At 61.7% G+C, this 26,495-nt stretch carries 37 protein-coding genes and 2 tRNA genes; 27 read left to right on the forward strand and 12 right to left on the reverse strand.

Annotation, left to right across the window (positions count from 1 at the left end; genetic code table 11):
• The first annotated feature begins 86 nt into the window (after positions 1-86).
• Complete coding sequence (locus BLR71_RS10880; protein ID WP_092525974.1) at positions 87-647, forward strand: tail fiber assembly protein; 561 nt, start codon at positions 87-89, stop codon at positions 645-647.
• Between the two features lie 62 nt (positions 648-709).
• On the opposite strand, the gene BLR71_RS10885 is transcribed toward BLR71_RS10880, so the two are convergent.
• Complete coding sequence (locus BLR71_RS10885; protein WP_092525976.1) at positions 710-1,396, reverse strand: hypothetical protein; 687 nt, start codon at positions 1,394-1,396, stop codon at positions 710-712.
• 796 nt (positions 1,397-2,192) lie between these two features.
• Between BLR71_RS10885 and BLR71_RS17475 the strand changes: the two genes are divergently transcribed.
• The 9 genes from BLR71_RS17475 to BLR71_RS10925 all read left to right on the forward strand — a co-directional run bounded on the left by BLR71_RS17475 (position 2,193) and on the right by BLR71_RS10925 (position 10,892).
• Positions 2,193-3,053 (forward strand): hypothetical protein, encoded by an 861-nt coding sequence (locus BLR71_RS17475; protein WP_139172614.1) that lies wholly within the window; start codon positions 2,193-2,195, stop codon positions 3,051-3,053.
• Between the two features lie 173 nt (positions 3,054-3,226).
• Positions 3,227-4,738, forward strand: a complete 1,512-nt coding sequence (locus tag BLR71_RS10890) for a phage tail sheath protein (protein ID WP_092525978.1) — start codon at positions 3,227-3,229, stop codon at positions 4,736-4,738.
• Between the two features lie 25 nt (positions 4,739-4,763).
• Positions 4,764-5,276, forward strand: a complete 513-nt coding sequence (locus BLR71_RS10895; RefSeq protein ID WP_092525980.1) for a phage major tail tube protein — start codon at positions 4,764-4,766, stop codon at positions 5,274-5,276.
• Positions 5,277-5,356: 80 nt separating this feature from the next.
• Positions 5,357-5,698 (forward strand): phage tail assembly protein, encoded by a 342-nt coding sequence (locus BLR71_RS10900; protein WP_092525982.1) that lies wholly within the window; start codon positions 5,357-5,359, stop codon positions 5,696-5,698.
• Between the two features lie 26 nt (positions 5,699-5,724).
• On the forward strand, positions 5,725-5,856 hold the full coding sequence (locus BLR71_RS10905) for a GpE family phage tail protein (protein WP_092525985.1): 132 nt from the start codon (positions 5,725-5,727) through the stop codon (positions 5,854-5,856).
• Between the two features lie 10 nt (positions 5,857-5,866).
• Positions 5,867-8,473: a phage tail tape measure protein gene (locus BLR71_RS10910; protein WP_139172616.1), complete on the forward strand. Its 2,607-nt coding sequence runs from the start codon at positions 5,867-5,869 to the stop codon at positions 8,471-8,473.
• An 11-nt stretch (positions 8,474-8,484) separates the two neighbouring features.
• Positions 8,485-8,931 carry a phage tail protein gene (locus tag BLR71_RS10915; RefSeq protein WP_092525990.1) on the forward strand — a complete coding sequence of 149 codons (447 nt, stop codon included), beginning with the start codon at positions 8,485-8,487 and terminating at the stop codon, positions 8,929-8,931.
• Entirely contained in the window at positions 8,928-9,956 is a 1,029-nt protein-coding gene (locus tag BLR71_RS10920; RefSeq protein ID WP_092525993.1) for a phage late control D family protein, read from the forward strand. Before BLR71_RS10915 ends, BLR71_RS10920 begins: the two co-directional genes overlap by 4 nt.
• Before the next feature lie 90 nt (positions 9,957-10,046).
• A complete protein-coding gene (locus tag BLR71_RS10925; RefSeq protein WP_092525996.1) occupies positions 10,047-10,892 on the forward strand; it encodes an endonuclease in 846 nt (281 codons plus the stop codon).
• Positions 10,893-10,921: 29 nt separating this feature from the next.
• Here BLR71_RS10925 and BLR71_RS10930 read toward each other — a convergent pair whose 3' ends face one another.
• The 4 genes from BLR71_RS10930 to BLR71_RS10945 form a co-directional block, all read right to left on the reverse strand.
• On the reverse strand, positions 10,922-11,323 hold the full coding sequence (locus BLR71_RS10930; RefSeq protein WP_092525999.1) for a hypothetical protein: 402 nt from the start codon (positions 11,321-11,323) through the stop codon (positions 10,922-10,924).
• Positions 11,323-11,676, reverse strand: a complete 354-nt coding sequence (locus BLR71_RS10935; RefSeq protein ID WP_092526002.1) for a LexA family protein — start codon at positions 11,674-11,676, stop codon at positions 11,323-11,325. Before BLR71_RS10935 ends, BLR71_RS10930 begins: the two co-directional genes overlap by 1 nt.
• Before the next feature lie 14 nt (positions 11,677-11,690).
• Positions 11,691-12,905, reverse strand: a complete 1,215-nt coding sequence (locus tag BLR71_RS10940) for a hypothetical protein (RefSeq protein ID WP_092526005.1) — start codon at positions 12,903-12,905, stop codon at positions 11,691-11,693.
• 70 nt (positions 12,906-12,975) lie between these two features.
• Entirely contained in the window at positions 12,976-13,689 is a 714-nt protein-coding gene (locus BLR71_RS10945) for a S24 family peptidase (RefSeq protein ID WP_175491661.1), read from the reverse strand.
• Positions 13,690-13,744: 55 nt separating this feature from the next.
• On the opposite strand from BLR71_RS10945, the gene BLR71_RS10950 reads away from it, so the two are divergent.
• The 17 genes from BLR71_RS10950 (at position 13,745) to BLR71_RS11025 (ending at position 22,237) form a co-directional block, all read left to right on the forward strand.
• Positions 13,745-13,978, forward strand: a complete 234-nt coding sequence (locus BLR71_RS10950; RefSeq protein WP_092526297.1) for a DNA-binding protein — start codon at positions 13,745-13,747, stop codon at positions 13,976-13,978.
• 34 nt (positions 13,979-14,012) lie between these two features.
• Positions 14,013-14,216: a hypothetical protein gene (locus BLR71_RS10955; RefSeq protein ID WP_092526011.1), complete on the forward strand. Its 204-nt coding sequence runs from the start codon at positions 14,013-14,015 to the stop codon at positions 14,214-14,216.
• A gap of 37 nt (positions 14,217-14,253) precedes the next feature.
• Complete coding sequence (locus BLR71_RS10960) at positions 14,254-14,445, forward strand: hypothetical protein (RefSeq protein ID WP_092526014.1); 192 nt, start codon at positions 14,254-14,256, stop codon at positions 14,443-14,445.
• Complete coding sequence (locus tag BLR71_RS10965; protein ID WP_175491662.1) at positions 14,442-14,693, forward strand: ogr/Delta-like zinc finger family protein; 252 nt, start codon at positions 14,442-14,444, stop codon at positions 14,691-14,693. The genes BLR71_RS10960 and BLR71_RS10965 overlap by 4 nt, the downstream gene beginning before the upstream one ends.
• Positions 14,694-14,750: 57 nt before the next feature.
• Positions 14,751-15,161 (forward strand): hypothetical protein, encoded by a 411-nt coding sequence (locus BLR71_RS10970; protein WP_092526017.1) that lies wholly within the window; start codon positions 14,751-14,753, stop codon positions 15,159-15,161.
• A 60-nt stretch (positions 15,162-15,221) separates the two neighbouring features.
• Positions 15,222-17,891: a toprim domain-containing protein gene (locus BLR71_RS10975; RefSeq protein ID WP_092526020.1), complete on the forward strand. Its 2,670-nt coding sequence runs from the start codon at positions 15,222-15,224 to the stop codon at positions 17,889-17,891.
• A gap of 21 nt (positions 17,892-17,912) precedes the next feature.
• Complete coding sequence (locus BLR71_RS10980) at positions 17,913-18,239, forward strand: phage antirepressor KilAC domain-containing protein (protein ID WP_092526023.1); 327 nt, start codon at positions 17,913-17,915, stop codon at positions 18,237-18,239.
• A complete protein-coding gene (locus BLR71_RS10985; protein WP_092526026.1) occupies positions 18,236-18,694 on the forward strand; it encodes a DUF7673 family protein in 459 nt (152 codons plus the stop codon). The genes BLR71_RS10980 and BLR71_RS10985 overlap by 4 nt, the downstream gene beginning before the upstream one ends.
• Positions 18,695-18,698: 4 nt before the next feature.
• On the forward strand, positions 18,699-18,929 hold the full coding sequence (locus BLR71_RS10990) for a hypothetical protein (RefSeq protein WP_092526029.1): 231 nt from the start codon (positions 18,699-18,701) through the stop codon (positions 18,927-18,929).
• Complete coding sequence (locus BLR71_RS10995; RefSeq protein ID WP_092526032.1) at positions 18,922-19,146, forward strand: hypothetical protein; 225 nt, start codon at positions 18,922-18,924, stop codon at positions 19,144-19,146. The genes BLR71_RS10990 and BLR71_RS10995 overlap by 8 nt, the downstream gene beginning before the upstream one ends.
• Positions 19,136-19,357: a TraR/DksA C4-type zinc finger protein gene (locus tag BLR71_RS11000; protein ID WP_092526035.1), complete on the forward strand. Its 222-nt coding sequence runs from the start codon at positions 19,136-19,138 to the stop codon at positions 19,355-19,357. The genes BLR71_RS10995 and BLR71_RS11000 overlap by 11 nt, the downstream gene beginning before the upstream one ends.
• Positions 19,347-19,520: a hypothetical protein gene (locus tag BLR71_RS17640; protein ID WP_175491663.1), complete on the forward strand. Its 174-nt coding sequence runs from the start codon at positions 19,347-19,349 to the stop codon at positions 19,518-19,520. The genes BLR71_RS11000 and BLR71_RS17640 overlap by 11 nt, the downstream gene beginning before the upstream one ends.
• 18 nt (positions 19,521-19,538) lie before the next feature.
• A complete protein-coding gene (locus tag BLR71_RS11005; RefSeq protein WP_092526038.1) occupies positions 19,539-19,823 on the forward strand; it encodes a hypothetical protein in 285 nt (94 codons plus the stop codon).
• 3 nt (positions 19,824-19,826) lie between these two features.
• Positions 19,827-20,096, forward strand: coding sequence for a hypothetical protein (locus tag BLR71_RS11010; RefSeq protein WP_092526041.1), 270 nt, complete (start codon positions 19,827-19,829; stop codon positions 20,094-20,096).
• A gap of 2 nt (positions 20,097-20,098) precedes the next feature.
• Positions 20,099-20,710 (forward strand): hypothetical protein, encoded by a 612-nt coding sequence (locus BLR71_RS11015; protein WP_139172618.1) that lies wholly within the window; start codon positions 20,099-20,101, stop codon positions 20,708-20,710.
• The gene (locus BLR71_RS11020; protein WP_139172620.1) at positions 20,707-21,000 is read left to right on the forward strand and encodes a hypothetical protein; all 294 of its coding nucleotides are present in this window, start codon (positions 20,707-20,709) and stop codon (positions 20,998-21,000) included. The genes BLR71_RS11015 and BLR71_RS11020 overlap by 4 nt, the downstream gene beginning before the upstream one ends.
• Before the next feature lie 70 nt (positions 21,001-21,070).
• The gene (locus BLR71_RS11025; protein WP_092526050.1) at positions 21,071-22,237 is read left to right on the forward strand and encodes an Arm DNA-binding domain-containing protein; all 1,167 of its coding nucleotides are present in this window, start codon (positions 21,071-21,073) and stop codon (positions 22,235-22,237) included.
• A 92-nt stretch (positions 22,238-22,329) separates the two neighbouring features.
• Here BLR71_RS11025 and BLR71_RS11030 read toward each other — a convergent pair.
• The 7 genes from BLR71_RS11030 to BLR71_RS11060 form a co-directional block, all read right to left on the reverse strand.
• Positions 22,330-22,417 (reverse strand) — tRNA-Ser (locus BLR71_RS11030).
• Between the two features lie 109 nt (positions 22,418-22,526).
• Positions 22,527-23,024 carry a YiiD C-terminal domain-containing protein gene (locus BLR71_RS11035; RefSeq protein WP_092526052.1) on the reverse strand — a complete coding sequence of 166 codons (498 nt, stop codon included), beginning with the start codon at positions 23,022-23,024 and terminating at the stop codon, positions 22,527-22,529.
• 3 nt (positions 23,025-23,027) lie between these two features.
• Entirely contained in the window at positions 23,028-23,588 is a 561-nt protein-coding gene (locus BLR71_RS11040) for a nitroreductase family protein (protein ID WP_092526055.1), read from the reverse strand.
• An 84-nt stretch (positions 23,589-23,672) separates the two neighbouring features.
• A complete protein-coding gene (gene queF / locus BLR71_RS11045; protein ID WP_092526058.1) occupies positions 23,673-24,509 on the reverse strand; it encodes an NADPH-dependent 7-cyano-7-deazaguanine reductase QueF in 837 nt (278 codons plus the stop codon).
• 2 nt (positions 24,510-24,511) lie between these two features.
• Positions 24,512-25,285, reverse strand: coding sequence for an ABC transporter permease (locus BLR71_RS11050; RefSeq protein WP_092526061.1), 774 nt, complete (start codon positions 25,283-25,285; stop codon positions 24,512-24,514).
• Positions 25,282-26,220 carry an ABC transporter ATP-binding protein gene (locus tag BLR71_RS11055; protein ID WP_092526064.1) on the reverse strand — a complete coding sequence of 313 codons (939 nt, stop codon included), beginning with the start codon at positions 26,218-26,220 and terminating at the stop codon, positions 25,282-25,284. The genes BLR71_RS11050 and BLR71_RS11055 overlap by 4 nt, the downstream gene beginning before the upstream one ends.
• Before the next feature lie 195 nt (positions 26,221-26,415).
• Positions 26,416-26,490 (reverse strand) — tRNA-Gly (locus tag BLR71_RS11060).
• Positions 26,491-26,495: the final 5 nt, after the last annotated feature.

The raw sequence follows: 26,495 nt of genomic DNA on the forward strand, positions 1-26,495 counted from the left end.
CAAATAGCGGCGGCACTTTCCAGACCCCCGCTGGGGGCGGCGGTACGGTCTGTTCAATAATCGCTATCGGCAAATAAGGAAGCGTCATGTCATACCATTACAGCCCCTCAAGAAATGCTTTTTATCCGTCTAGCATGAAATCTGAATACATGCGTGCCGGCACCTGGCCAGATGATGCGGTAGTTGCTACAGAAGAAGAGTGGCGCGAATACGGTGCAAAGCGCCCGCCTTCTGGAATGCAGCGCGGTCCCGATGATCATGGCCGTCCTGGATGGGTGGCCATACCTGACATACCTCTCGACCAGCTCGCCAAGCAAAAGCTCTCCGAAATCAAGGCCGAAGCCAACAAGGCGCTGGCTGACATTCGCCGCGACTACCCTCAGTTCGAGATCGATACCTGGGGTGATCAAGAGCGCGAGGCACACGCTTGGGCGGCCGACAACAGCGTGGAAACACCGACGCTCTCCGGCATCGCCGCCGAGCGTGGTGTCACCGTCGCCGAGCTGGCGACCAAGGTAATCACCAAGGCCAACATCTATCGGCCCATGGCCACCGCGGTGATCGGCAAGCGTCATCGCCTCGAGAACGTTATCAAGGCCGCCCAAGAGGCCGAGGATCGGGAGGGGATCGAAGCGGTGGTGTGGTAACCGCCCAGTCAGAACGCAAAAAGCCGGCACGCCATGTGCCGGCTTTTGAAAAAACCATCACATCAAAAGTCTTCGACAGGAGCGCTTTGAACCTGCTGTTTTGCCCTCTGAAGTGACTTGCCCGGCAAGTTGAAGGAAACCTCGATAGTCGGACCCCAAACGTCATTATAGTAAACAATGACCTCAGCCGCCCGAACATCCTCCGGGATACTAAACAGCATATCCTGGTAATCAGAGAAACTTGACCACTGCTTGGCAAAATCCGCTTCGAAATACACAATGTCCAGATAGCCATTCGTAAGCTGAGTGTTCTCAAATCTGGTTATCGTCTCTGTAACCTGCTGAGAACCATCAAACTCACCAGAATTCAGTTTCTTGATGAAGTCAAACCTATCCCGATCACCTTCCATATAAACCAGTGCAAAATCGCGAGACAGGGCGCCCACTACAGATGCATAGACATCAGGACTGAAATCGGCAATTAACGAAACATTCCCAAGCGTCTGGTCATCATTGAAATACAAGACGCTGAAAAAATTCAGCGAAAGGAATTCAACGTTCTCCTTGCAAAGAGCTAGAGCCCCCATATCAGCGGAGCAATCATAATAGCCTTGGCTGCGAGGGAAGCTATCAATACTGTCACCATAATCCCAGCCCTTAAACAGCCTGGCGTCAGAGGCCACCACTTGGCTGGAGAATAAAGCCACCATTAAAAAACACAGCAACCGCACCAAGATTTTCATTTTCATATCATCATTCCCTGCGCTCTTTTATCAAAGTGTATCGCCAAAGCATTACAAGCATTTTCTTATCAATCCAAGCCTACCCCAAGCGATGGCATTTTCCTAACCATTCACCGGAGGCGAGCGTGACCGACCCGGTGATGCCCTTCCTTGGCGAGCCCTACGTCGACCGCATGCTGAAGCCTGGGCCATCTATCAGCAATCGTGGGCGCGCAAGAGCGCTGTCGCGGCGGCCCTGGAGGCCAAGGGTCGGCAGGGGATCGAAGCCGTCGTCTAATTGATGCCCTATACAGAGAAACCTCTAGGCCCGCCACTGCGCGGGCTTTTCGCGTTCGCCTCGCACCTTAAGCCTGACTATAGACGAAAAGTCAGTTGTACAGCCCTACCACATCCAAACATCAAGGAGTGATCAAAACTATGAAACTAAACAAATTGAATAGGACGCTTGAGCTGATAAACTTATTGCTTGATCTGATTTACCGCGTGCTCCAGCTCTCAGACCAGTATTCTCTCCCCTGCTTTTGATACATCCACACTCCCCCTCCCGATCCTCCCCAAGGTCTACAGCTGTAGACACACCAAGCTAACTCCAATGCGAGAGAACCTCGACGACCTCAATGCCGAGAAGCTAGAAGCTAGAAGCTAATATCAATGTTCGTGAAGTCAACTTTCCGACGTCAAAGCGATCTATGAGCAGTCATGGCAGCGCAAGGATGCGATCGCAGCGGCGCAGGAGGCGGGCGACCGGGAAAGGATCGAAGCGGTGGTGTGGTGATCACCGCCGCTCGCTCCAGGAAGAACAGTGCCCGCCGCCTGGCGGGCTTTTTATTATATAGCCCTTTGGACATCACACCTGAAATATGAAACTCTTTTCAAAGCCAGCGAAGAACATTTAATAGCTCAAGGATTGTTCATGGAAGCAAGCACATTAATCTCCGGCCTAATCGGCGCCTTAATCTCAGCTGCTTTAAGTTACATCGTAAGAATAAGATTAGAAAATCGATCAAAAGACATAGAGCAAAAGAAGCAAGCTTACGTATACTTGGTTAGAATAAGCGAAATAATTGCAACCCATGTGGTTGCAAAATCATTCATAAAAAGCATGATCGACGATGAAGCAAAGAGAAGGCTTTCCACAGCTGAGGAGGACTTTGAAGCTTCACATGCAATTTGCGCATTACTCGCGCATCACTTAAAAGATGTTAGTGATGAAAAAATATCTGAAATCGGCTTAAAGAACGCACCGCGATACTTCACCCCCTTAATTGATTCAACAAAAGAATCAAGACTAACGACAGAACAACTCTCCAAATTACCGAAAAACACCGTATACACCTGCCATCAATTTCAAAAGTCACTCGACCAGATTCTTCAACTCGCAGCCATGTGGACCAGTTACATTGAGGATGGAGATCGTTTATGGGTTACGCCAGAAGGCTTATATGATCACTGGACAACTCTTCAACGCTTCATCAAACAGGCACAAGATACCCGAATAAGCCTGGTCCAATATGGCGCTGCCACTCCGGGAGAAGCTGACAAACTACTTGAAAAACAAGTAAAAGAAATTGATGAAGCCGTTTCTGCAAGATTCGAGAATTCTTCTCCATTAGCAGCAGCCGCAAAATCACTACAAGAGGAAATGTCCAAGACCGAAGACTGAGATGTAACTACATCTACGTTCTAAAAGCCGCCCGCCACCCGGCGGGCTTTTCGTTACCCGCCCATTTTGTGACGCCACCCCGCCACAACGCCCACTGCTAGAGCCCCACGCCTGCGCGCGCAAGCATGGCGACACGTCATGCATCGACAGATCACCCTGCGCAGGAGCTCCCCATGGCCCAGGACTATCACCACGGCGTTCGCGTCGTTGAAAAGAACGACGGCACGCGGCCGATCCGCACCGTCAGCACCGCCGTTATCGGCTTGATCGGCACCGCGCCGGCGGCCGCTGCTGGCGTGGCTGCCTCGCTCGCCATCGAGTTCGCCGCTGCCAATAGCGGCGTCACCTACACCGCCGCCAGTGCAGGCACCGACGGCAACGCCGTGCGCGTGCGCTACGTCGATCCCGGTACCAACTCCGCCACCCTGGCGGTCACGGTCAGCGGCAAAGACATCAGCGTCTCGCTGGCCACCGACGCCCAGGGCGAGATCACCTCAACCGCCGCCGAGGTGGCCACCGCCGTCAATGGCGAGGCCGATGCCAGCGCCCTGCTCACCGCCGCTGAAGCTGGCAGCGGTGCGGGCGTGGTCGGTGTGTCCGGGTACCAGAACCTGACCGGCGGTACCGACGAGCCCTTCCCACTCGATACCCCGGTGCTTGCCACCGATCTCTATGCCGCGATGGCCAACGCCGGCGAAGAAGGCACCCTTGCCCGCTCACTGGATGCCATCGCCGATCAGACCAAGGCCATGGTCGTGATCGTTCGCGTGGCCGAAGGCGCCGACGACGACGCTACCAAGGCCAACGTCATCGGCGGGGTCGATGGCAGCGGCAAGAAGACCGGCCTCCAGGCCCTGCTGGCCGCCGAGCAGCGCTTCGGCGTCAAGCCGCGCATTCTCGGCGTGCCTGAGCTCGATGATGCCGACGTCACTGCCGAGCTGATCGGCGTAGCGCAGAAGCTGCGCGCCTTCGTCTACGCCTCCGCCGGCGACAGCGCGACCAAGGAAGAAGCGGCGATGTACCGCGAGAACTTCGGGGCGCGGGAAGTGATGGTGATCTGGCCCGATTTCACCGGCTTCGACACCGCCACCCAGTCCACCCGCACCCACTCCGCCGTTGCTCGAGCACTCGGCCTGCGCGCCAAGCTCGACAACGACATCGGCTGGCACAAGACGCTCTCGAACATGCCGGTAAACGGCGTCACCGGCATTTCGCAGGACGTGTTCTGGGATCTCCAGGACCCGGCCACCGATGCGGGCTACCTGAACAGCCACGAGGTGACGACGCTCATCAACCGCGGCGGCTATCGCTTTTGGGGCTCGCGCACCTGCTCGATCGACCCGCTGTTCGCCTTCGAGAACTACACCCGCACCGCCCAGGTGATCGCCGACACCATGGCCGAAGCCCACCTGAGGGCCGTCGACAAGCCCATGCACCCAAGCCTGGTGAAGGACATCGTCGAGGGCATCAACGCCAAGTTCCGCGAGCTGACCCGCCAGGGCTACCTGCTCGGCGGCGTGGCCTGGTTCGATGCCGAGCTCAACACCCCCGAGGTGCTCAAGGCCGGCAAGTTGTACATCGACTACGACTACACCCCGGTGCCGCCGCTCGAGAACCTGATGTTCCAGCAGCGCATCACCGATCGCTACTTGGTGGATTTCGCCGACCGCGTCGCCGCCGCCTGAGCCGGAACCTGACTAGGAGAACCCTATGGCACTTCCCAAGATCCTCAAGGATTTCAACCTGTTCGGCGACGGCAACAACTGGCAGGGCCAGGTGCCCAGCGTCACGCCGCCCGAACTGGCCCGCCGCATGGTCGAGTACGAGGGCGGCGGAATGGACGGCCCCATCGAAGTCGACATGGGCAACCAGCTGATGGAGATGAGCTGGACCGCCGGCGGCCTGATCGTCGACGGCCTGTTCGACTCGTACGGCAGCCCGATCCACGACGCCGCGCAGCTGCGCTTCACCGGCAGTTATGAATCCGACGAGACCGGCGACAGCGTCGCCGTCGAGATCGTGGTGCGTGGCCGCCACAAGACCATCGGCATGGGCGAGGCCACCAAGGGCGACAACTCGACCATCGAGGTCACCACCACGCTGAGCTACTACAAGCTCACCGTCGACGGCGAAGAAATCATCGAGATGGACAAGCCCGGCAACGTCTTCCGGGTGCGCGGCGAAGACCGCCTCGCCCAGCGCCGCCAGAACCTGGGCATCTAACCCAGTCCCCATCAACCAGCACCCGCGGGCCACACCCGGCCCGCTGAACATCACCGTATTCGCACCAGGAGCATCGAACCATGGACCCGAAGAACACCGAGCAAGCCCAGGACACCACCGTCGCCGAGCTGCCGAAGCAAGAAACCGAGACCGTCGAGCTCGATACGCCGATCACACGCGGTAAGGCCGTCGTCAACGAGATCATGGTGCGCAAGCCCAAGTCCGGCGCCCTGCGCGGCGTGTCGCTCACCGACGTGCTGCAGATGGACGTCACCGCCCTGAGCAAGGTGCTGCCGCGCATCACCGAGCCCGCGCTGACTGATGGCGAGATCCGCGACATGGACCCCGCCGACCTCGTGCAGCTAGGCGGCGTGGTGGCCGGTTTTTTGCTGCCGAAGAAGGCCCGCGAGGCGAGCGAGTAAGCCTGCCCGAGCACGTCGACGAAGCCATGGCGGATCTCGCCATGGTCTTTCATTGGGGGCCGGATGAGATGGCCCCCATGCCCCTGGCCGAACTGATGGAATGGCGCGAGCGCGCCCGGGTACGCCATCAGGCCAGCCAGCCCCCACCCCGCAAGTGAAGGAATGCCGATGGCCCGCGATCTGAAAATGCAGGTGATCCTGGACGCCGTGGATCGGGTCACTCGGCCCCTCAAGAAGATCTCCCAGGGCAGCGGCAAGACCGCCGAGGCCCTGCGCGCGAGCCGCGATCAGCTCAGGCACCTGGAGCGTGCACAGAAGGATCTGAGAGGCTTCCGCGAGCTCAAGCGACAGTCCGAAGGCAGCGCCCGCGCCCTTGAGGACCAACAGCGCGAAGTCCGCGACCTGACCCGCGAGATCGAACGCGCCGAAGGCCCCACTCGCCAGCTCAACCGCCAGCGTGATGCCGCGATCCGCAAGGCGCGTGCCCTAAAGGATCAATACCAGGGCGAGCAGCGGAAATTGCAGGAACTGCGCGGGACCATGACCCGCGTGGATGGCGTCACCGGCAAGTACGGCGAACAACAGCGCGAGCTGACCCGCCGCATCCGCGAGGCCAACGGCCAGCTGGAACGCCAACAGCAGCAACTGCGCGAGACCGCCCGCCGTCAGAAGGCCGCCACCGAGGCCGCCAACCGCTATCACCGCGCCACGGGAAGGGCCGGTCGCATGGCCGGTGCCGGCGCCGCCGGGATGGCCACCGGTGGCGCCGCCCTCTATGGCGGGGCGCGCATGCTGGCCCCGGGCGTCGACTATGGCGCCGCCATGTCCCGCGTGCAGGCGCTGACCCGGCTGGAGAAAGACGACCCACGCATGCAGGCGCTACGTGATCAAGCCCGCGAGCTCGGCTCATCAACTTCCTTCAGTGCGACACAGGCCGCCGACGCCCAGGGATTCTTGGCCATGGCCGGTTTTGACCCCGAGGCCATCCGCGCCGCCATGCCCGACATGCTCAACCTGGCCAAGGCCAACAACACCGATCTCGGCCGCACGGCAGATATCGGCTCTAACCTGCTCTCCGGCTTCGGCCTCGACCCCAGCGAAATGGGCCGGCTCTCGGACGTCATCACCGCCACCACCACCCGGGCAAACGTCGACCTCGAAATGCTCGGCGAGTCGATGAAGTACGTCGCACCCCATGCCAAGGCCATGGGACTGTCGCTCGAGGAGGCCGCCGCTATGGCCGGCATGCTCGGCAACGTCGGCATCCAGGGCAGTCAGGCCGGTACCACCCTGCGCGCCATGATGACCCGCCTGGCCGCACCCACCAGCAAGGCATCCGGGGCGCTCAAGGAACTCGGCGTCAACGCCAAGGATGCCGACGGCAACCTGCGCAACGTGCCCAAGATTCTCGCCGACGTGGCCCGCGCCACCGAAGAGATGGGCAACGCCGACCGCGCCGAATACCTGAAGAACATCTTCGGTGAAGAACCCGGTGCCGGCATGGCCGAGCTGATCGCCCAGCAAGGAAGCGCAGGCGTCGAGAAGTTCGTCGAGATCCTGGATAACGCCGCCGGCGAGAACGCCCGGGTGGCCAAGACCATGGCCGACAACATCAAGGGCGACCTGCAGGGGCTCAACAGCGCCTGGGAAGAAGTCGGCATCACCATCACCGACACCAATGACGGACCGCTGCGCGACCTGATCCAGAACGTCACCGACATCACCCGTGGCGTAGGAAATTGGATGAAGGCCAATCCCGATCTCACCGCCCAGCTCACCACCGCCGCCGCCGTGGTGGCCGGCCTCGTCACCGTGGGTGGCGGCCTGACCCTGATGCTCGCCTCGATCCTCGGCCCCATCGCGCTGGCCCGCTACGGCATGGCCATGTTCGGCATCAAGGGCGGCGGACTGATCCGCGTGCTCGGCAGCATCGCCAAAAACGCCATTCCGATGGTCATCGGCGCCCTGCGCATGCTGGGGGCTGCCGCGATGGCCAACCCGATCCTTGCGATCATCGCCGCCGTCGCCGCCGGCGCGCTGTTCATCTGGCAGAACTGGGACTGGCTCGGCCCCAAGTTCCAGGCACTGTGGGAGAACATGAAGGAATGGCCCGGCAAAGCCTGGGAGACCATCACCGGTGCGTTCAACGAGGGCATCGGGGGCGTCACGCGGCTTCTGGCCAACTGGTCGCCCATGGGCATTATCTGGCGCGGCATCACCGAAGGCCTGACCGCCATGGGCGTCGAGATCCCCGAGAAGTTCATGGGCCTGGGCAATGCCATCGTCGATGGCCTGATGGCCGGCATCGATGCCAAGTGGCAGGCCCTCAAGGATAAGGTCTCCAGCCTGACCGATGGTGTCAGCGGCTGGTTTAAAGACGCGCTCGGCATCAACTCGCCGTCGCGGGTGTTCGCCGGCTACGGCCGCAACACCCTGGAGGGCTACCAGCAAGGCCTGGAGCAACGCGAGCCCAACACCCTGCGCCAGGTCGGCCAGTTCTCCCAGCGGCTCAAGCGCGCCGGCGCCGGTATGGCCATCGGCGCGGCCAGCCTGCCTGCCGTGGCCGATGTACCGATCGACACCCGCGCGCCGCTCTCAAGCGCTGGCGGTGGTGACGTGCACATCACCACCGGCGATATCCACGTCCACGCCTCGCCAGGCATGGACGAACAGGCCCTGGCCCGCTATGTCGCCGCCGAGGTGCAGCGCGCGCTGGCCGAGGCCAGCCGCGATGCCGGCGCCCGCCGCCGCAGCGCGCTTTACGACACCGACTAGGAACCACTCCCATGATGATGACCCTCGGCATGTTCGTCTTCGGCCTCTCAACCGCCGCCTACCAGGAGCTGCAACGCCAGACTCAATGGCGGCACCAATCGCAGGGCCGGGTGGGCCGTCGGCCTGCCCGCCAGTTCCTCGGCGCCGGCGACGACACCATCACCCTCACCGGCACCCTGCTGCCCCAGTTCACCGGTGGCCAGCAGCACCTGGATCAGCTTCGCGAGATGGCCAACCAAGGCGCCGCCTGGCCGCTGATCGAGGGCAGCGGCTTGTACTACGGCCTGTTCGTGATCGAGCGCCTCAACGAGCGAAAATCCTCGTTCATGCGTGACGGCGCCGCCCAGCAGATCGAGTTCGATCTCACCCTCCAGCGCCTCGATGAAGACAGCCCCGACCAGCTCGCCAGCGGCCTCGCCCTGCGCGCCCTGTCCACCAGCCTGGGTGGCCTGGCATGAGCGTACTGACCCAGCAGCAAGGCCGGCCGGCGCGCACGCCGGATTACCGCCTAAGCCTGGCCGGCCAGATCATCAGCCCCCAGCTGGGCGCCCGCCTGCAGCGCCTGCGCCTGACCGATAGGCGTGGCCTCGAGGCCGACCAGCTCGACATTACCCTCTCAGACCACGACGGCCGCCTCGCCCTGCCCCCGCGCGGCGCCGAGATCCAGCTGGAAATCGGCTGGAAGGGCCAGGCGCTGGTCGATCGCGGCACCTACATCGTCGACGAGGTCGAGCACTCCGGTACCCCGGACGTGATCACCATTCGCGCCAGATCGGCAGATATGCGCAAAGGCCTGCCCGGCAAGCGCTCGCAGAGCTGGGATGACATCGTGCTGCGCGACATTATCGCCACCATCGCCGCCCGCCATGACCTCGAGCCAAAGGTTGGCACGGCGCTGGCCGGTATTCGCCTCGAGCATATTGACCAGACCGACGAATCAGATCTGCACTTCCTGACCCGCCTGGGCGAGCGTTATGACGCCGTGGCCACCATCAAGGCTGGCAACCTGCTGTTCATCCCCGCCGGCCAGGCCACCACCGCCAGCGGCCTCGAAATCCCGCCCATCCCCCTGCGCCGCCAGGTCGGCGACCGCCACCGCTACAGCGTCACCGACCGCGACGCCTACAGCGGCGTGATCGCCCAATGGAACGATACCGCCGGCGCCGAACGCCGAGAGGTCATCGTCGGTGATGCCGACAACGCCAAGGCCCTGCGGCCCACCTACGCAAGTGAAGACGATGCCCTGGCCGCCGCCAACAGCGAATGGCAGCGCCTGAAGCGCGGCGGCGCAGAGTTCAGCCTCGACCTCGCCGAAGGCCGCCCCGAGCTCTACCCCGAAACCCCGGTGATGCTCAGCGGCTGGAAGCGCGAGATCGACGCCACGCCCTGGTTGATCACTGAGGTAACCCACGACATCAGCGACGCCGCCTATACCGGCGGGCTGGCGATGGAGGTGCGGAATAGTAGCGAGGCGGCCTACTGACCCTGATACACTCCGGCCATTTGTCGGAGTAACCCATTGAAGTTAAGAACTTTCGTTACCGCCGCAATAGGCCTAGTCAGCATCATCACGATGACCACCTATGCCGCCGCCCCCTCGTCATTCTCCTCTGCTAAACGTCTCGCCGAATCAGAGGTCTACTACGATCAGGACGAGACCTTCTATTGCGGATGTGACTTCGATTTCGAGGGCGGGCCGGATCTGGCCAGTTGTGGGTATGACGTGCGCAAGCAGCCCCTCAGGGCCAGCCGCATCGAGTGGGAGCATGTCGTGCCGGCCTACGATATCGGCCGGCAGCGCCAATGCTGGCAGGAAGGTGGCCGCCGACACTGTCGCTCGAGTGATCCGATATTCCGTCAGGCCGAGGCAGATCTGATTAATCTGGTGCCGTCTGTAGGCGAAGTGAACGGCGATCGCTCCAACCTACGCTACGGCATGGCCACCAGTTCCAGCGCCTACCAATACGGCCAATGCACAGCGAAGGTCGATTTCGAGGAGGATGTATTCCAGCCGCCCACCAACCAGCGCGGCGACGTCGCCCGCACCTACTGGTATATGCGTGATGAGTACGGGGTGAGAATCAGCCGGCAACAACAGCAGCTATTTACAGCTTGGGCCAAGCAAGACCCGGTCGACGCATGGGAGAAGGAACGCAACCAGCGAATCACAGCGATCCAGGGTAGTGGTAACCCCTACGTCAGCGAGAACCGCGATCCTAGCCGGCAGGTGATGCCGGACCGCCAGCCGACTCCTAGCTCACTGATCAGCCGGGATAGTACGGCGTTCAGCTGCTCGACCCGTAAGACCTGCGGTGCGATGGCTTCATGCGAGGAAGCCCGTTTTCACCTGGAACAGTGCGGCAACGGGCGGCTGGATAGAGACAAGGATGGGGTGCCTTGCGAAGCAATGTGTCGCTAAGCAAACCATGGGCTAGTTGAGGGTGCAGATTACTGCACCCTTTTTCCTCTCCAGGTTGCTATTTGGAAAAGCAGTGCGCAGTCGCCTTCGTCATTCCACACTGCTTTGTTGAGCCCCCAGTACCGGACATGCGTGGTGCTACCGCTATCGTTACCTCTGGTGGTATTTTTGCCCGGTCCGGTATAAAGCCAAACGAAATCACCCTGTTTAACCGCACCGGGCTTAAACCAATGAGTGTGTCGAACACGATTGGAGATGGTCGTGTCACCGGTATATGTGGTGTCAGCGACCATGTAATGCTTAAGGTCACAATCATCGATGACTTTAAGGCGAACGCTTTCTTGGGTGTGATCGCCCCGTCCCTTCACACTCAGAATCTCTAACTTCATTGCTCCCTCGCATTGCTGGTCAAACAAAAAGAAATTACCCATCATCCCACCAGGGCAGAACGCGCCCGATGCACCACCACGCCGCGACAATGATCGGTGCGAGCTGTCATGCCCTGGCCGCCACTCGCTGGTAACAACCGCACGGCACCACCGATACGATGCCCCTGGAAAAGCTGGTACGCCTCGTCGATCACCACCACCACTAGGTCACCGTGCTGAACCGGCCGCGCTTCGTCGACCACCAGCACATCGCCTTCGATGATCTCGCCGTCAACGCCGGCTTCTTCGCTGACCTCAACGAGGTAGCAGCTCGGTGGCAGGCGCCAAGCGTCCAGGTTCTCGAGCGCGGGGTGGTCAAGGCCCAGCAACGCCGGGCCGAGGTAGTTAACGCGCATAATGAATCTGCTTATCAGGAATCCCAGTCAGAAAGCGCTTCGGCCACCGTCCACATCTCCATGGCATCGCCACTTTCTGCATAAGCACGCACATGGACCTTGCCTGTCCAAGTGCGGTCAAGGACGCTAACCGGAATGCCTGCACGTGGAACGACGCAGCCATTGCCCAAGAGGTAATTCATGCCACGTTGATCGTCATTGCTGGCAGCGGTGATTAACTGATCAAGAAGAGATTCTGATACGCAGGCGGCGTGCCCCTTGCCAGTGAAAGTTATTTCATTGGAATTACTGGTACTGGACTCATCCGATAAGCCGGTATCGCCTTCCTGCAGACTAAGCAGCTCGACACCGTCGAGTGATAGGTCCTGATTACCTTCATTTCTTAGCGGCGCGGTAAAGTAGTTTCCATTATCACTCCAGAACCTAAGATTCCCATCTTCATCAATAGTGAGATACTCATCAGGATGTTCATTTTCCTTTTTCAGCCTGACGGCATCGTCTTCATCTTCATAGGCGAGATACTCGGTAGTTCCGACACTACCATCATCGAAGAAGCCATCGATGAAAACTTTTCCGTTATCAACGTAAGCAACAGATAGATGAGGATAGCCGCGTTCGATAATCCAGGAGCCGATGATATTCTCATAATCGCTGGACACGTCTTGATTAAGTGCCTCCTGATACTCAGAAGCGCTGAAACCAAGAATATCTACCGAAAGTTCTGGGTTATAGTGCGTGGTGCCCCAATAGGCTGTCTCGGGGTCCTGTGAATCTAGTCGATAGCCAATAAAAGTGCGTTCAACCTCCTGTTCGCCCAATTCCTTGATAGCCTTGCCAACTTCCTCAAGCCGGTCTTCGTTTAGTCGTTGGTGGAGAATGACCTCGACGGTACGCTTGTGAGGTGCGCGAGTCTCGTCACTGGCAATACTGTAAAGCTCCGATAAATCCTGTGTGGGGATTCCATCAGTAGATTCATCGGACGCTGCAGTCTCATCACCTTGAGTTGAAGCGGCGACTTCACTTTCGGCGGCTGACGTATCGTCGGGCGATTCCTGGACGAATCCAACCAGCAGCATTGCCGTCACAAAGAATGCCGCCACACCAGACAATGCAGCGGCGACATGCCTTATAAACCCTCCTTTCCCCTTAGCCTTCAGCTTCCGGGCGACGAACAACCAAGTACCGATCAAAGCGGCCATTATGGCCAAAAAAAACACGACATCTTTCACGTTCCCTGTCTCCTTTTCCCTGGCAGGCTCATACCCGCCTTTATAGTTTTACGGTTTTAAGTCTAAATGCTCACGAAATCCGCCCGATGCGGATCTCGCACCTGCCTAGAATCTCCACGTCCTTCATGTCCTGCGGCTTCAGCAGCTCCGGCGGGTAGTGGGTGTTGTCGCTGATCAGCATCAGCGCGCCACCGGCTACGCGCTGTATCCGCTTGATGCGGAGCTCGTCGCCCATGCGAATCAAAAACACGCCGTCGGGTTTGCACTGCGCGCGGTTGATCAGCACCTGGTCACCGTCGCGCAGCGTCTCGCCCATGCTGTCGCCGCGCACCTTGGCGCCAACCAGTTGCACAGGATCGAGGCCCTCAGCCGCCAGCTGGTTGGTCTCGAAGTACAACGTGGTCTCAACGTTCTCGGCATCGAAGGCGCGGCCAGTACCGGCGGCGGCCTCAATGTCGTACATGGGCACTGGTGAGTAACCCGCGCCGGGATCGCTTAAAGCCGAGGCCACCTGGGCCCCGTCATCCACCACATAGGCCGCCGGCGCGCCGGCGGTGCCAGACGCTGGCCGACTCCCCGTTATAACGTAGGAAATATCCACCCCTATCGACTCAAGGCGGGCGAGTAATTCCACCGGGCATTTCTGCCTGCCTGCCACCACGTCTTTTAGCCGCTGACCGCTTGATTCGCCTGCATTTCTAGATGCTGCGGCCATAGTGAGCCCTAACCGGGTCAGCTCTTCCCTTATACGAAAGGGTATTTCTTCCACCGTCATGATTGACATTGGTGTATATAATCCACCATGATTAGATTCACACGAACACACACAGGTACACACTATGCCCGCCCCTCTCACCCGTGAGCAAGCGCGCAAGGCGCTGGCAAGCCGCGGCATCAGCGTCGCTGAGTTCTGCCGCGCCCATGGCATCGAAAACCCCAACCTGGTCTACGACTTGCTCGCCGGCCGCAAGAAGGGGTTGAGGGGTGAGGCTCACCGCGCCGCTGTGCTGCTCGGCATCAAGGAAGGCGTCATTGATGACCCCGACGACTTCCCCCCTAAGCCCAGTAATTAAGCCTTTTCCTGACTCGCTGCATAAGGACATCGCCATGTACCAGGACCCCAAACGCGTTCGCACCCGTTATGGCGCCCTCAACCTCGATGAGTATGAGGCACGGCTCATTGATGCCCTGGTCGATTACACCGGCATCGAGCGCGCCGCCCTGCTTCGCCAACTGGTGCTCAAGGAAGCGCTGGAAACACTAGGCCTCGGCGATCTCGATGGCCCCAGTGTTGGCCAGTACGCCGGTTGAACGAAGGTCCTTTTGAGGCCCTCAAGGAGTCCCCTGAATGCCCGAGGAAGCCATGCACGCCGACGACCGCCTCGAGGCTCTGCTCGAGAAAGTACGTCAGCGAGAAAATCTCGACACCACCGAGCAGGCCGCCGAATGGTTGCTGCGCCGCCGCCTGCGAAAGGGCGTCGCGGGGCTGACTGGCCGGGGCCGTGCTCTTCATGCCGTACCAACAGGAGGCCGCCGGTGAAGCGTCATCACATCCGCCTGTCGTGCCCGCACTGCGGGTCGTACCTGACGATCCGCTCATCCAACGGCATCACGCCGGTGTACCGCGAGGCCTATGTGCATTGCACCAACGTCGATGCCTGCGGCTGGCGGGGAAAGATGGGCCTGGAGCTGACCAGCACGCTGTGCCCAAGCAGCCAGCCGAACCCCGAGGTAAATCTACCGCTATCGCCGTCGCTGCTGGCTCAGCTTTCACCGGAAACCAACTGAATCGCCCGCATCGCCCACAAGAAGAACGCCACCATCACGCACCGCAGGAGAACGATCATGAATAACGTCACCGCCTTGCAGACCCGCCGCGTCACACGCCTGGACGCCAACAACGCCAACAGCATCCAGAACGCCGCCATGTTCCGGCTCTGGCAGGACCGCTGGGCATCCCGCGTGGTCGCCATGGCCAACTGCATCGATCATCTGATGACCACTCACGAGATGAGCGAGCGCGCGGCAGAGCTGGCCACTATCCAGGCCTATGCCGACCTGGAAGCCACCAACCGCTCGGCGCACATCGACGTCGATGCTAGCACCTCGCACGTCATCATCCTGCGTGATGAGGACGGCCGCCCGGTGGTGTTCACCGTCGCCGATCTGATGAACGTGCTGGGCAAGGCCCGCGCCGAGGGCCGGGTCCAGGTCGTCGATGAGCAGACCCGCCGCCCGGTCGTGCTCGAGCACTAAGCCAGGGGCAGGCCGCCCCGCATCACCCTTTTTTCACCCCGTTGAACAGGAGGGCACAGCGTGAATGCATCGCTGCGCCAGGACATTCTTGCGCGTTTGATGGCCGATATGGAGGCCATCGAGCGCGGGCCGTACCTGCAAAAGGTGCGTTGCCCGAGCTGCCACAAGCGCGAGGCTTACATCGCCGCTGACGCCCCCTGGATGCTCAAGTGCGGCCGGGAGAACAACTGCGGTGATCAGCGTCATGTGAAAGAGCTGTTCCCGGAGCTTTTCGCCAGCTGGACCGAGCGTTACCAGCCGCAGGACGGTCAGGCCGCGACGAGCACCACGCCGGTAGCGGATGGCTACCTGCGTGATGGGCGTGGCTTCGAGCTCGAGCGCATCCAGGGCTGGTACAGCCAGGACAACTACTGGAAGCACGGCGTCGGCGGCACCACTACGGTGCGCTTCGCCCTGCCCGGTGGTGCCTACTGGGAGCGCCTGCTCGATAAACCTGAGCGCTTCGGCAAGCAAAAAGCCAACTTCGTGGGCCGCTACAAAGGCCAGTGGTGGCAGCCGCCGGTCTTCACCATGGCGGATCTCGTCGAGGCCGGTGAAGTGTGGATCGTCGAGGGCATCTTCGATGCCATCGCCCTGCACCACCACGGGATCGCTGCCGTCTCGGCGATGAGCTGCTCGAACTACCCCGAGCAGGCGCTCGAGGCGCTGGCCGATGCCGCGCATCAGGCTGGCAGCACCCGCCCTGCCCTGGTGTGGGCGCTGGATGGCAACCACGCCGGCCAGACAGCCACGCTCAAGCATGTGAAGCGCGCCCGGGCGGCAGGTTGGGACTGCCGGGCGGCGCAGGTACCCGGCGGCAAGCGCGACTGGAACGACTGCCACCAGCGCGGCGAACTGACCGAGAAGGATCTCGACACCTACCGCTACTGCGGCGACCTACTACTGGCGGCGACGCCCACCGAAAAGGCGTTGCTGATCTACAAGCGCACCGAGCGTCGCGAGTTCTGGTTCGAGTACCGCCGCCAGCTGTGGTGGTGGAAGCTGGATCTGGATGCCTTCGAGCGAGCGGTGAAGGCCGCCACCGGCAGCGCTGAGCCGGAAGACATGGAGCTGATCGACGAGCAGCAGCGCGATGCAGCGCTGATGCAGGCCGGTGCGGTGAAGCGCATCTGCACCTGTTTCCCGACGGCGCTCTATTACCAGGCCAACGCCATCACCGACGAGTCTTGGTACTACTACCAGGTCGAGTTTCCCGACGGCCGCGCGCCGATCAAGAACACGTTCAGCGGCGGCCAGCTTTCCAGTGCCAGCGAGTTCAAGAAACGCCTGCTGGGCGTGGCGCCGGGCGCGGTCTGGACGGGTACCAGCCAGCAGCTCGACACCCTGCTGCAGGACCAGATCGGCGGCATCAAGACGGTCGAGACCATCGACTTCATCGGCTACAGCCGCGAGCACGGCGCCTATGTGTTCGGCGATCTAGCCGTCGCCGGCGGCAAGGTGCACCGCCTCAACCAGGAAGACTACTTCGAGCTCGGCAAGCGGCAGCTCAAGACGCTGAGCCAGTCGGTCAGCCTGCACATCAACGCCGACCGCCAAGCCTATACCACCGACTGGACTCGCCAGCTGGTCGGCGCTTTTGGGGCCAAAGGCATTGTGGCCACCGCCTATTGGCTGGGCAGCCTGCTGGCCGAGCAGATCCGCGGCGAGATGGGCAGCTTTCCTTTCCTGGAGATCGTCGGTGAGGCCGGCGCAGGCAAGTCCACGCTGATCGAGTTCTTGTGGAAGCTGGTGGGCCGGCGCGATTACGAGGGCTTCGACCCCAGCAAGGCCACCATGCCGGCGCGCAGCCGTAACTTCGCCCAGGTCTCGAACCTGCCGGTGGTGCTAATCGAGTCAGACCGGGAGCAGGAAGGCGGCGCCAAGCAGAAGCAGTTCGACTGGGACGAGCTCAAGACGGCCTTCAATGGCCGCTCGATTCGCGCCCGGGGCGTGAAGAACAGCGGCAATGACACCTATGAACCGCCCTTTCGCGGCTCGATCGTGATCAGTCAGAACGCCGCCGTCCAGGCCGGCGAGGCGATCCAGACCCGTATCTGCCATCTGCATTTCACCCGCGAGGGCCAGAACGGCCAGACCAAGCAACTGGCAGAGGCCCTGGAGAAAACCGAGCTCGAGCACGTCAGCCAGTTCGCCCTGGACGTGGCCACCCGCGAAGCGGCACTGCTCAAGCTGATCAAGACCAACGCCAAGACCTACGAGAACCAGCTGGCCGCCGATCCGGACATCAAAGTGCTGCGCATCGCCAAGTGCCACGGCCAGCTGATGGCGCTGCTCGACTGCCTGGGGCTAGACGGCCTCAACCTCTTTGACGCTCAGATGCTCGACATGGCCGCCGGCCATATCTGGCAAATGGCCCGCGATCGCCAGCAGGCGATCAACGCTGATCACCCGATGGTTGCCGAGTTCTGGGAGGCCTTCGAGTACCTAGAGGGGCTCAAGGCCGACTCGATGCTCGACCACTACGGCGGCGAGAGCGACCAGGTGGCCATCAACCTCAAGGACTTCGAGCGCGCCTGCGCCGAGCACAAGTTGCGCGTGCCGGAGATCCGCGAGCTCAAGCGCTACCTCAAGACCAGCAAGACCCGCAAGTTCGTCGACGCCAACCGCACCGTCCGCTCTCGCCTGCGCATGAACAACACCAGCGTGAAGTGCTGGGTTTTTCAGGCATAGCAGGCAACGACAGGAGGCCCCATGCAGCGCAGCTACTCACTCGACCAGGCCGCCGGCCTGCTGAACATCGGCCGCAACACCTTGGCCCGCCGCCTGCGCGAGGCCGGCGTGCTGGGCGACGACAACCTGCCCATGGGCCGCTACCGGGGCAACACCCGTTTGGTGCTGGTGGCCACCGGCACCTACTGGCACCCGATCTGCGGCTGGACCCACTACGGCCGCACCGAATTCACCGATGCCGGGCTCGATCACATCGCTGATCGGCTGGGTATCAACATCGAGCACCTGCCAGGGCACCGGCCCGCGCAGCCGGCTCAGCAACCCCAGCACGCAAGGAGCGCCTCATGACCATGCCCAACCTTAGCCAGCGCCTCAATGATCTCCGCCTGCAGGAGCCGCCCATGACCGAACGCCCGCTGACCACCGACCTCGTCGGTCGCCCGATCCCCGGCCATCAAGACGTGGTGTACATCGACATCGAGGCTGAGATTGCCGAGCGACAGGCCCGCCAGGCCGAGATGATCAAGCGCGGCCTGCCAGCCCTGAAGCGGCTGGCCGAGGTTGCTCAGGGCCACACCCACCAGCCACAGCATTGCCGGCGAATTCTGCTCGCCGTCTACAACGGCAGCGCATGGCCACTCGACCTTACTCGCCTGCGCGTGCTGGATCGCGACCTACAGCGCGCCGCGATGATCGTCATCGAGTGGTCGGCGGACTGCGACCAGGAACTGCACGAGTACCTGGAAGACGGCAACCGCCTGATGCAGCGCTTTTGGGAAATCGAAACCGGAAAGGAGGGCTAACCCCATGCGCCAACGACTCACCGACCACAAGCCCCGCCGTGCCGGCGGGGAGCCGCTGGGCACCCTGCAGGACGCCGGCGAGCTGGCCGTGCTCACGCCCAACCAGGGCGAAACGCGTCACCGCTACGCCCTGGTCGTCGCGTTCGAGAGCGAAGAGCAGCTTCGCCGGGCCATCGATGGCCACCAGTGCCGCTACCGCAACGGCCAGCGCATCGAGGAGCTTCGCCATGAATGACCGCCTCTACCTGGTGCGCGACCCCAAGGGTCGCGTCCACCCATTCAGTAGCGGACTGAGCCAGGGCGCCGCCGTCCAGCGCTTCGTCTCCGATCGCGCCGGCCGCCCGGTGCGCCGCCCCGTTGCCTGGCTCGTCTGGCTCAACGACTGGCGCCGCGGTTACCGCGTCGTTTTCACCCCTGCCATCCCACAGAAGGAACTGAACCATGGCCGATAGCGCCGACATCGCAGCAGAAATCCAGGAGCGCCGCATGGCAGCGGCCCTTTCCAGCCGCCCAACGTGGTGGACCGGCGTCGATATGGCCCGCGCCGACTGCGAGGAGTGCGGCGACGAGATCCCCGCCGCCCGCCGTGAGGCCGCGCCCTGGGCTACTACCTGCATCGAGTGCCAATCCATTCGGGAAAAGCGAGGCCGCCATGTGCGCTGAGACACGAAAAGCCCTGCTCAACGCCGGGAAACTGATCGCCTTCACCTTCACCCTGGGCGTCGCCTTCCAGCTGGGCGTCAGCCTCACCAGCCAGATCAGCCCGAGAGTCGATGTTCTGGAGATCCAGACCGCCGACCAAGGGGCTGAAAAGCCCGTCGGATGAACTTCTAAGGAGAGAGCCATGCAGTGCGAATGCCGGAAAGATCTAGAAGCCAAGCTGCGGGATCACGTCACCGCGCAACTCCCAGAAGGCCATGAAGGCTTCGACGCCAAGCTGGAGGGCTACGGGTTCGGCATAGACCAGGAAACCATGTCGATGACCAGCATCCTGATGATCCCGTACAAGGGCGAGGTCATGGTGCCGAAGAAAACCGGCAGCGGGATGAAGCGCCAGAAAATCAACACCAGCGTCCGCGCCCGCTTCTGCCCGTTCTGCGGCGCTGCCACAGAATCCAAGGAGGCCTGAGCCATGGATAAGCCAAATCCACCCTTGAGAACGCCGCAGATCGACGAGAGAGGATACGCCGTGCTGCGCGCCCGAGCCGCCCTGCGAATGAACCCGCCCGATGTCGAGCTAGCCGAGCGCTACCTGCGCGAGCTGCCCGGCCCAGCCGACGAACTGGCCGAGATCGAGGGCATACTCGCCCAGGCCCGCACCAAGATCCGCGCCGGCGAAGCGCTCTACCAGGAAGCGCGGGAGAAATTGAAAGCCATGGAACGCATGGGAGGTGAGGGATGAGCATGGATCACGACTACGCCCGCCGGAAACTTACGACGTTGCTGCGCGACGTGAACAACTACACCGCCGACGAGTTCTGGCGGCAGATGAGCCGGATTGCCGCCGGAGCAACCGGCCAAGCACATGCCGAAGATCTCAAGGCCGAGCGGGACGCCTTGGCTTTCCAGAACAAGAACCGTGAGGGCCTGGTGAGGAGGGCCATCGAAAAAGAGGAACAATACGACGCCCTGGCGGCGCATGTGGAGGCACAAACTGCCGAGCTTTCTGCTTGCCAGTCAATTCTCTATCAGCTTGCACGTGCTGGAGAGGTTACACCTCAGTACGCCGATGACGCTAAGCGAGTCCTTTCGCAGAAGCCGCCAACCTCCCTTGATCGCCGGGATGCTCGGGTGGCAGCAAAGGCTATGCGTGAGATAGCCGAGTGGATGGACCCTGACAGCGAAAAATTCTCCGGGCCGACATACCACGAAGCCGAGATGATCGGCATGGAGATCTCCGGGCCGACGTTCTGCAGTGATGCTCGACGCTGCATGAAGGCCGGTAACCGGGCATTCCTCGAGGCGGCCAGGATCTGGGAGTACAACAGCCACCAGGCTGAGGCAGGTGCCGCATGAACCATAAACCAGCCAAAGGCGGGCCAATGGCCCGCCAAGCGGCGATGCTCTGCCAGGATGCGACGTTCCGTCTCTACCTGGATCGCCGCCGCCGGCACAAGTTCGGCATGACGAAAAGCGCCTTGCCCGACGGAACCCATAGCGAGCAGGACGCCCGCGACTGGCTATGCGCCGCCTGCGGGATTGAGAGCCGCGCAGAGCTCGACCATGACCGTAAGGCCGCCTCAACCTTCAAAAGCGTTCGCTACCGCTACCAACGCTGGCGTTCTCGACAGCCAGCCCCCGCCTGATCGATCGCCGCCCGGTGCGGGCGGCGATTGCGTTATGCTGTATGCCTGAACAGTGAGAAGGACATCAGCAATGGCAGACGGCGTCGAAGTGCGCGGCAACACCGTGCGCGTCTATTTCCGCTGGCAGGGAGAGCTCTGCCGAGAGCCGGTACCGGGCCCGGCGAACGAGCGCAATATCGAGCACGCCAGGCGGCTGGCGACCATCATCAACTACGAGATCGAGGCCGGCACCTTCGACTATGCCCGGCATTTCCCGGACTCGAAGCGCCTGCACGAGAGTCGTTTCGGCTACTACCTGGATCTCTGGCTGGCTATCAAGAAGAACGAGCTGGCCTACTCAAGCTATCGCGGCACTGAATCGAAGGCCAACACTCACGTCAGGCCGAAATGGGGCGAGGCTCAAGCCGACAAGATCGACCATATCGAGCTCCAGGAGTGGATCCAGAAGGAGTTGGCCGCGCACCTTGGCAACAAGACGATCAAGGAGATCGTCAGCATCATGCGCCAGACGTTCCGGCTCTACTCTACGCGCAATAAACAGGCCTTCGACCCCACCCACGGCATCACGATCCGGCTCCCCGACGACGAGGACCCGGATCCGTTCACGCGCAGCGAGATCGACAAGATCCTCACCACCCCCACCAAGCGCGTCCAGGAACTCAATCTGATCAAGGTGGCCATCTATGACGGCCCGCGAATTTCCGAGGCCCAGGCACTGGCCTGGGAAGACGTGCTCGATGTCGAGAAGGGGATCATTCGGTACCGGCGGGCCGTGGTGCGCGGCCGCTTCAAGGTGACCAAAACCAAACGCTCGACTCGCGTGCATCACCTGCTGAAACCTGCCCGCGAGGCGCTAATTGAACAGCACGCACTGACCGGCCACCTGCCCGCCGAGACTTACGAGGTAGTTGATCGAGACAACCGTACCGTGAGGAAGGAAAAGCTGCGCCTGGTGTTCTTGAACTCGCTATCGGGAAAGCCGTTCTACGAGAACGCCCTGCGCGAACGCTTCTGGAAGGTGCACCTGGATCACGCCGGCGTGCGGTACCGCGGCCCCAATCAGTGCCGCCACACCTTCATCAGCCAAATGCTGTCCCTGGGCGTGGTGCCACTGCACTGGATTTCAAACCACGTCGGCCACTCGACCATCACCATGATCCAGCGCCGCTACGGCAAATGGATCCGCACCGACGGCCAAGACGTCCCCACCCTCATCGAGAAGCTGCTCGAGCTCTGACCGTTCCCAGGCCTGTTCCCAAAACCCTTCCCAATGTCCAGAAACGGAAAAGGGGAATCAACATAAGATGTTGATTCCCCTTTAAAATTCGGTGGCGGAGGGGGAGGGATTCGAACCCTCGAAGCCTTTCGACTTACACACTTTCCAGGCGTGCTCCTTCGACCACTCGGACACCCCTCCGCAATTTTTAGCTCTGCCGTGGGGGCTGTGCCTTCCGCGTCAGAACGGCGCATACTGTATCGAGATCAGGCGGCGATTGCAAGCCGAGCGCGAAATTTTCCCAATAACGTCAGGGCAATACCGCATAGTCGCCGCGAGCGGTAAGGCACAGGGTGTCGCCAGAGTAGAGCTCTTGCACCAGCGCGATACGCCCCTTGCCACGGCTGGCGAGGCGCTCGGCCAGGGCCGCCTGCCCTGCCGGGTCTTCGGGGCGGCACAGGATGCGGTAGTCGCCGGTCACCGGTGCCTTGAAGCGCTGGCTGGCATCGGCGACCACCACGTTTTGCTCGCGGCCCTGGGAGCGCAGCCATAGCGTGACCCAGCTCCAGCCGATCAGGGTGGTCTGGGCGGCCAGCGAGCCGCCAAAACCGGTGCCCTTGTCGTTGAGATTGGGCGCAAGCGACAGCGACCACACCAGGGTGTCGTGCTGCCAGTGCATATCCTGAATGCCCAACTGCGGCACCAGCGGAATGGCGGCCTCTAGCCAGTGCCGAAAGGCGCTCAGGTCGTCGCCCTGCCCTGCCGCAGGCAGCGCCAAGCGCGGATGCGGCACGCCCACCTCACGCACGACTTAGTTCCAGCGCTCGACGAAGTCGGCCGGGTCGCGCTCCGGCAGCGGCTTGTGGCGACCGCCCATTTGCCCCAGGTACAGGAAGGCCACCAGCTCGTCGTGTTCGCCAAGGCCCAGGCCCTTCTTGACCGTGGGGTCGAAGGCGTAGTGGCCAGTGCGCCACATCGCGCCTAGCCCCAGCGCCTGTGCCGCCAGCAGCATGCCGTGGGCGGCGCAGCCGGCGGAGAGCGACTGCTCGAGGGGCGGCACCTTGGGCTGGTCGGGGGTGATCTTGGCGACCACGGCGATGATCATCGGTGCCCGCAGCGGCTTCTTGCGCGCGGCGTTCAGCGCGGCATCGTCGATATGCGGGTTATTGTGGAACTCGGCTTCGGCGAACAGCTCGCCAAGGCGATTGAGCCCCTCGCCCGAGAACTCGATAAACCGCCAGGGCGTGAGCTCCTTGTGATCCGGTGCGCGCAGGGCGGCGCGATAGATGGCATCCAGTTGGTCGGCGTCGGGGGCCGGGCTACACAACTTGCCCATGGAGCTGCGTTCATGCAGCAGCGTCATTGCATCCATCCGGGTCTCCTTGCAGCAATGGGGTGGCGGGCCGAAAGCACCGTGCCCGCCTGAAAGCGTCTAGCGTGACTGTACGCCAGATGGCTATTGGCGCGCCAGGCGCAGCGGCTCGGGCGGGCGCTCGCCGGGCGTTCCCCGCCAGGGGCTGATATCTAGCCCACCGCGACGCACGTAGCGGGCCAGCACCAGAAGCCGCTCGGGACGGGCGCGGGCCATCAGGTCGGTGAAGATATGCTCGACGCAGTGCTCGTGGAAATCCTGGTGCTGGCGATAGGACACCAGGTACTTCAAGAGCCCCTCGCGATCGAGCTGCGGGCCACGGTAGCGAATCAGCACGCTGCCCCAGTCGGGCTGCCCGGTCACCGGACAGTTGGACTTGAGCAAGTGCGAATGCAGGGTTTCCTCGACGACCTCGTCGCCCACGCTGAGTAGCGCAGGATCGGGCGTATAGGCATCGATCTCGACGTCGAGATCGTCGATGCACTCGCCGGGCAGGCGCTGAGTGGCCAGGGCTTGGTCGTCGACGCCGAACAGCTCGACCGCAACCGGCGCCCCGGCAGCGGAGGCGAGATCCTGCTCGAGCGTGGCACTCACCTCCGCGCGAGAGGCAAAGCGCGTCTGGTTATAGCTGTTCAGGTACAGCTTCCAGGACTTCGATTCGATCAGGTTCGGCGAGTCGGCGGGCAGCCGAAAACGGGCCACGGCGACCACCGGCTTGCCGCGCGGCGTCAGCCAGGAGACCTCGAAGGCGTGCCACTCATCTTCACCGACGAACGGCAAGGCATCATTGGCGATGCCCAGCGGCGCCCGGTTGGCGGCCCGGGCAATCGGGTACAAAAGCGCCGGATCATAGTGTTCCGGGTAGGCCGATTCGCGCCCCAGCGGGGCGTCGGTCAGCGTTTCTGGACGGTCGTGAGTCATGATCAGCCCCTAATGCCCTTACCGCGCTCGAGCATCCACAGCGCGATGGCAAACAGCACGGTGATGAAGGCGCAGATAGCCGCCAGCGCCCAGCCCACCGGAATGTCGGAAACGCCCAGGAAGCCGTAGCGGAAGACGTTGACCATATAGAGAATGGGGTTGAGCATCGACACGCCCTGCCAGAAATCAGGCAGCAGCGAGATCGAATAGAAGACCCCGCCCAGATAGGTCAACGGCGTCAGCACGAAGGTCGGCACGATGGAGATATCGTCGAACTTCTTGCCGAGCAAGGCGTTGATAAAGCCACCGGTGGCGAACAGCGCCGCCGTCAGCACCACGACCCCAATGGTCAGCAGTGGATGCGCGACATCGATACGGGTAAAGAACAGCGACACCCCGGTAACGATGATGCCCACGCCCAGGCCGCGAGCCATGCCACCGAGGATGAAGCCCGCGAGTATCACCCAGTTGGGCATCGGCGAGACCATCATTTCCTCGATCGAGCGCTGAAACTTGTTCGAGAAGAAGCTCGAGGCCACGTTCGAGTAGCTGTTGGTGATCACCGCCATCATGATCAGGCCGGGCACGATGAAGTCCATGTAATCGTAGCCGTCCATCGGGCCGATCCGCGACCCGATCAGGTTGCCAAAGATGATGAAGTACATGGTCATGGTGATGGACGGCGGCAGCAGCGTCTGCGGCCAGATACGGGTAAAGCGACGCACTTCTTTGCCGACCAGGGTCCATAGCGCCACGGCTATTTGCATTGCATTCATTTCGCGGCCTCCGCGTTGGACTCTTCCACCATCGAGACAAACATTTCTTCCAGCCGGTTGGCCCGGTTGCGCATCGACACCACGGTCAGCCCCAGATCGGAAAGCTGGCTGAACAGGTCGTTGAGGCGTTGGCCGCGCTTGACCGACACCGCCAGTTGGCTTGAGTCGACTTTCTCGATCTGGAAGTCGTCAAGGGTCGGCACCTCGCTGACCTGCTCGGCCAGGTCGAGCAGGAAGGTCTCGGTATTCAGTTGGCCGAGCAGCTCGCGCACGCTGGTGTTCTTGACGATCTCGCCGTGATTGATGATCGCAATGTTGCGACACAGGCTCTCGGCTTCCTCGAGATAGTGCGTGGTGAGGATGATCGTGGTGCCCTCCTCACGGTTGATGCGGCGCATGTAATCCCACATCGAACGGCGCAGCTCGATATCGACCCCGGCGGTGGGCTCGTCGAGGATCAACAGCTTGGGGCGGTGAATCAGGGCGCGGGCGATCATCAGGCGACGCTTCATGCCACCGGAAAGTGCGCGTGCGCTGCCGTCGCGCTTATCCCAAAGCCCCAGATCCTTGAGCAGCTCCGCGGCGCGAGGCTTGGCCTCGCGATGCGACATGCCGTAGTAGCCGGCCTGGGCGAGAATGATGTCCTCGACCTTCTCGAACTGGTTGAAGTTGAACTCCTGGGGGACCACGCCGAGGTTGTTCTTGGCGCGTGCGAAGTCCTTGTCGATATCGATGCCGAACACCGACACCTTGCCGGCGGTTTTTTGCACCAGCGAGCAGACCACCCCGAGGGTGGTGGACTTGCCGGCCCCGTTAGGGCCCAGTAACGCGAAGAAGTCACCCTGCTGGACATCGAGATCGATGCCTTTCAAGGCATGAAAGCCGTTGCCGTAAACCTTGGTCAGGCCACGGATGGACAGCGCCGGTTCAGCCATCAGGACACCTGTGAGATGGTTAAAAAATTAGGACACTAAGGATAGGGGCGAGTGCTCAGAATTCAATGCCAAGGAAGGAACTGAAGCGCGGATACGCGAAAAAGCACGGAAAAAACAAACGACGAGCTTGCGACAGACGTTGAGCCGGGGGTGGCTAGAGAATGACGACTGATCGAAGCAAAAGGAGGAGACGATTGGAGCGGAAAAGGAGATTCGAACTCCCGACCCTCGCCTTGGCAAGGCGATGCTCTACCACTGAGCTATTTCCGCTTATC

Origin of the sequence: Onishia taeanensis (genome assembly GCF_900100755.1) — a bacterium.
GTDB lineage: Bacteria > Pseudomonadota > Gammaproteobacteria > Pseudomonadales > Halomonadaceae > Onishia > Onishia taeanensis.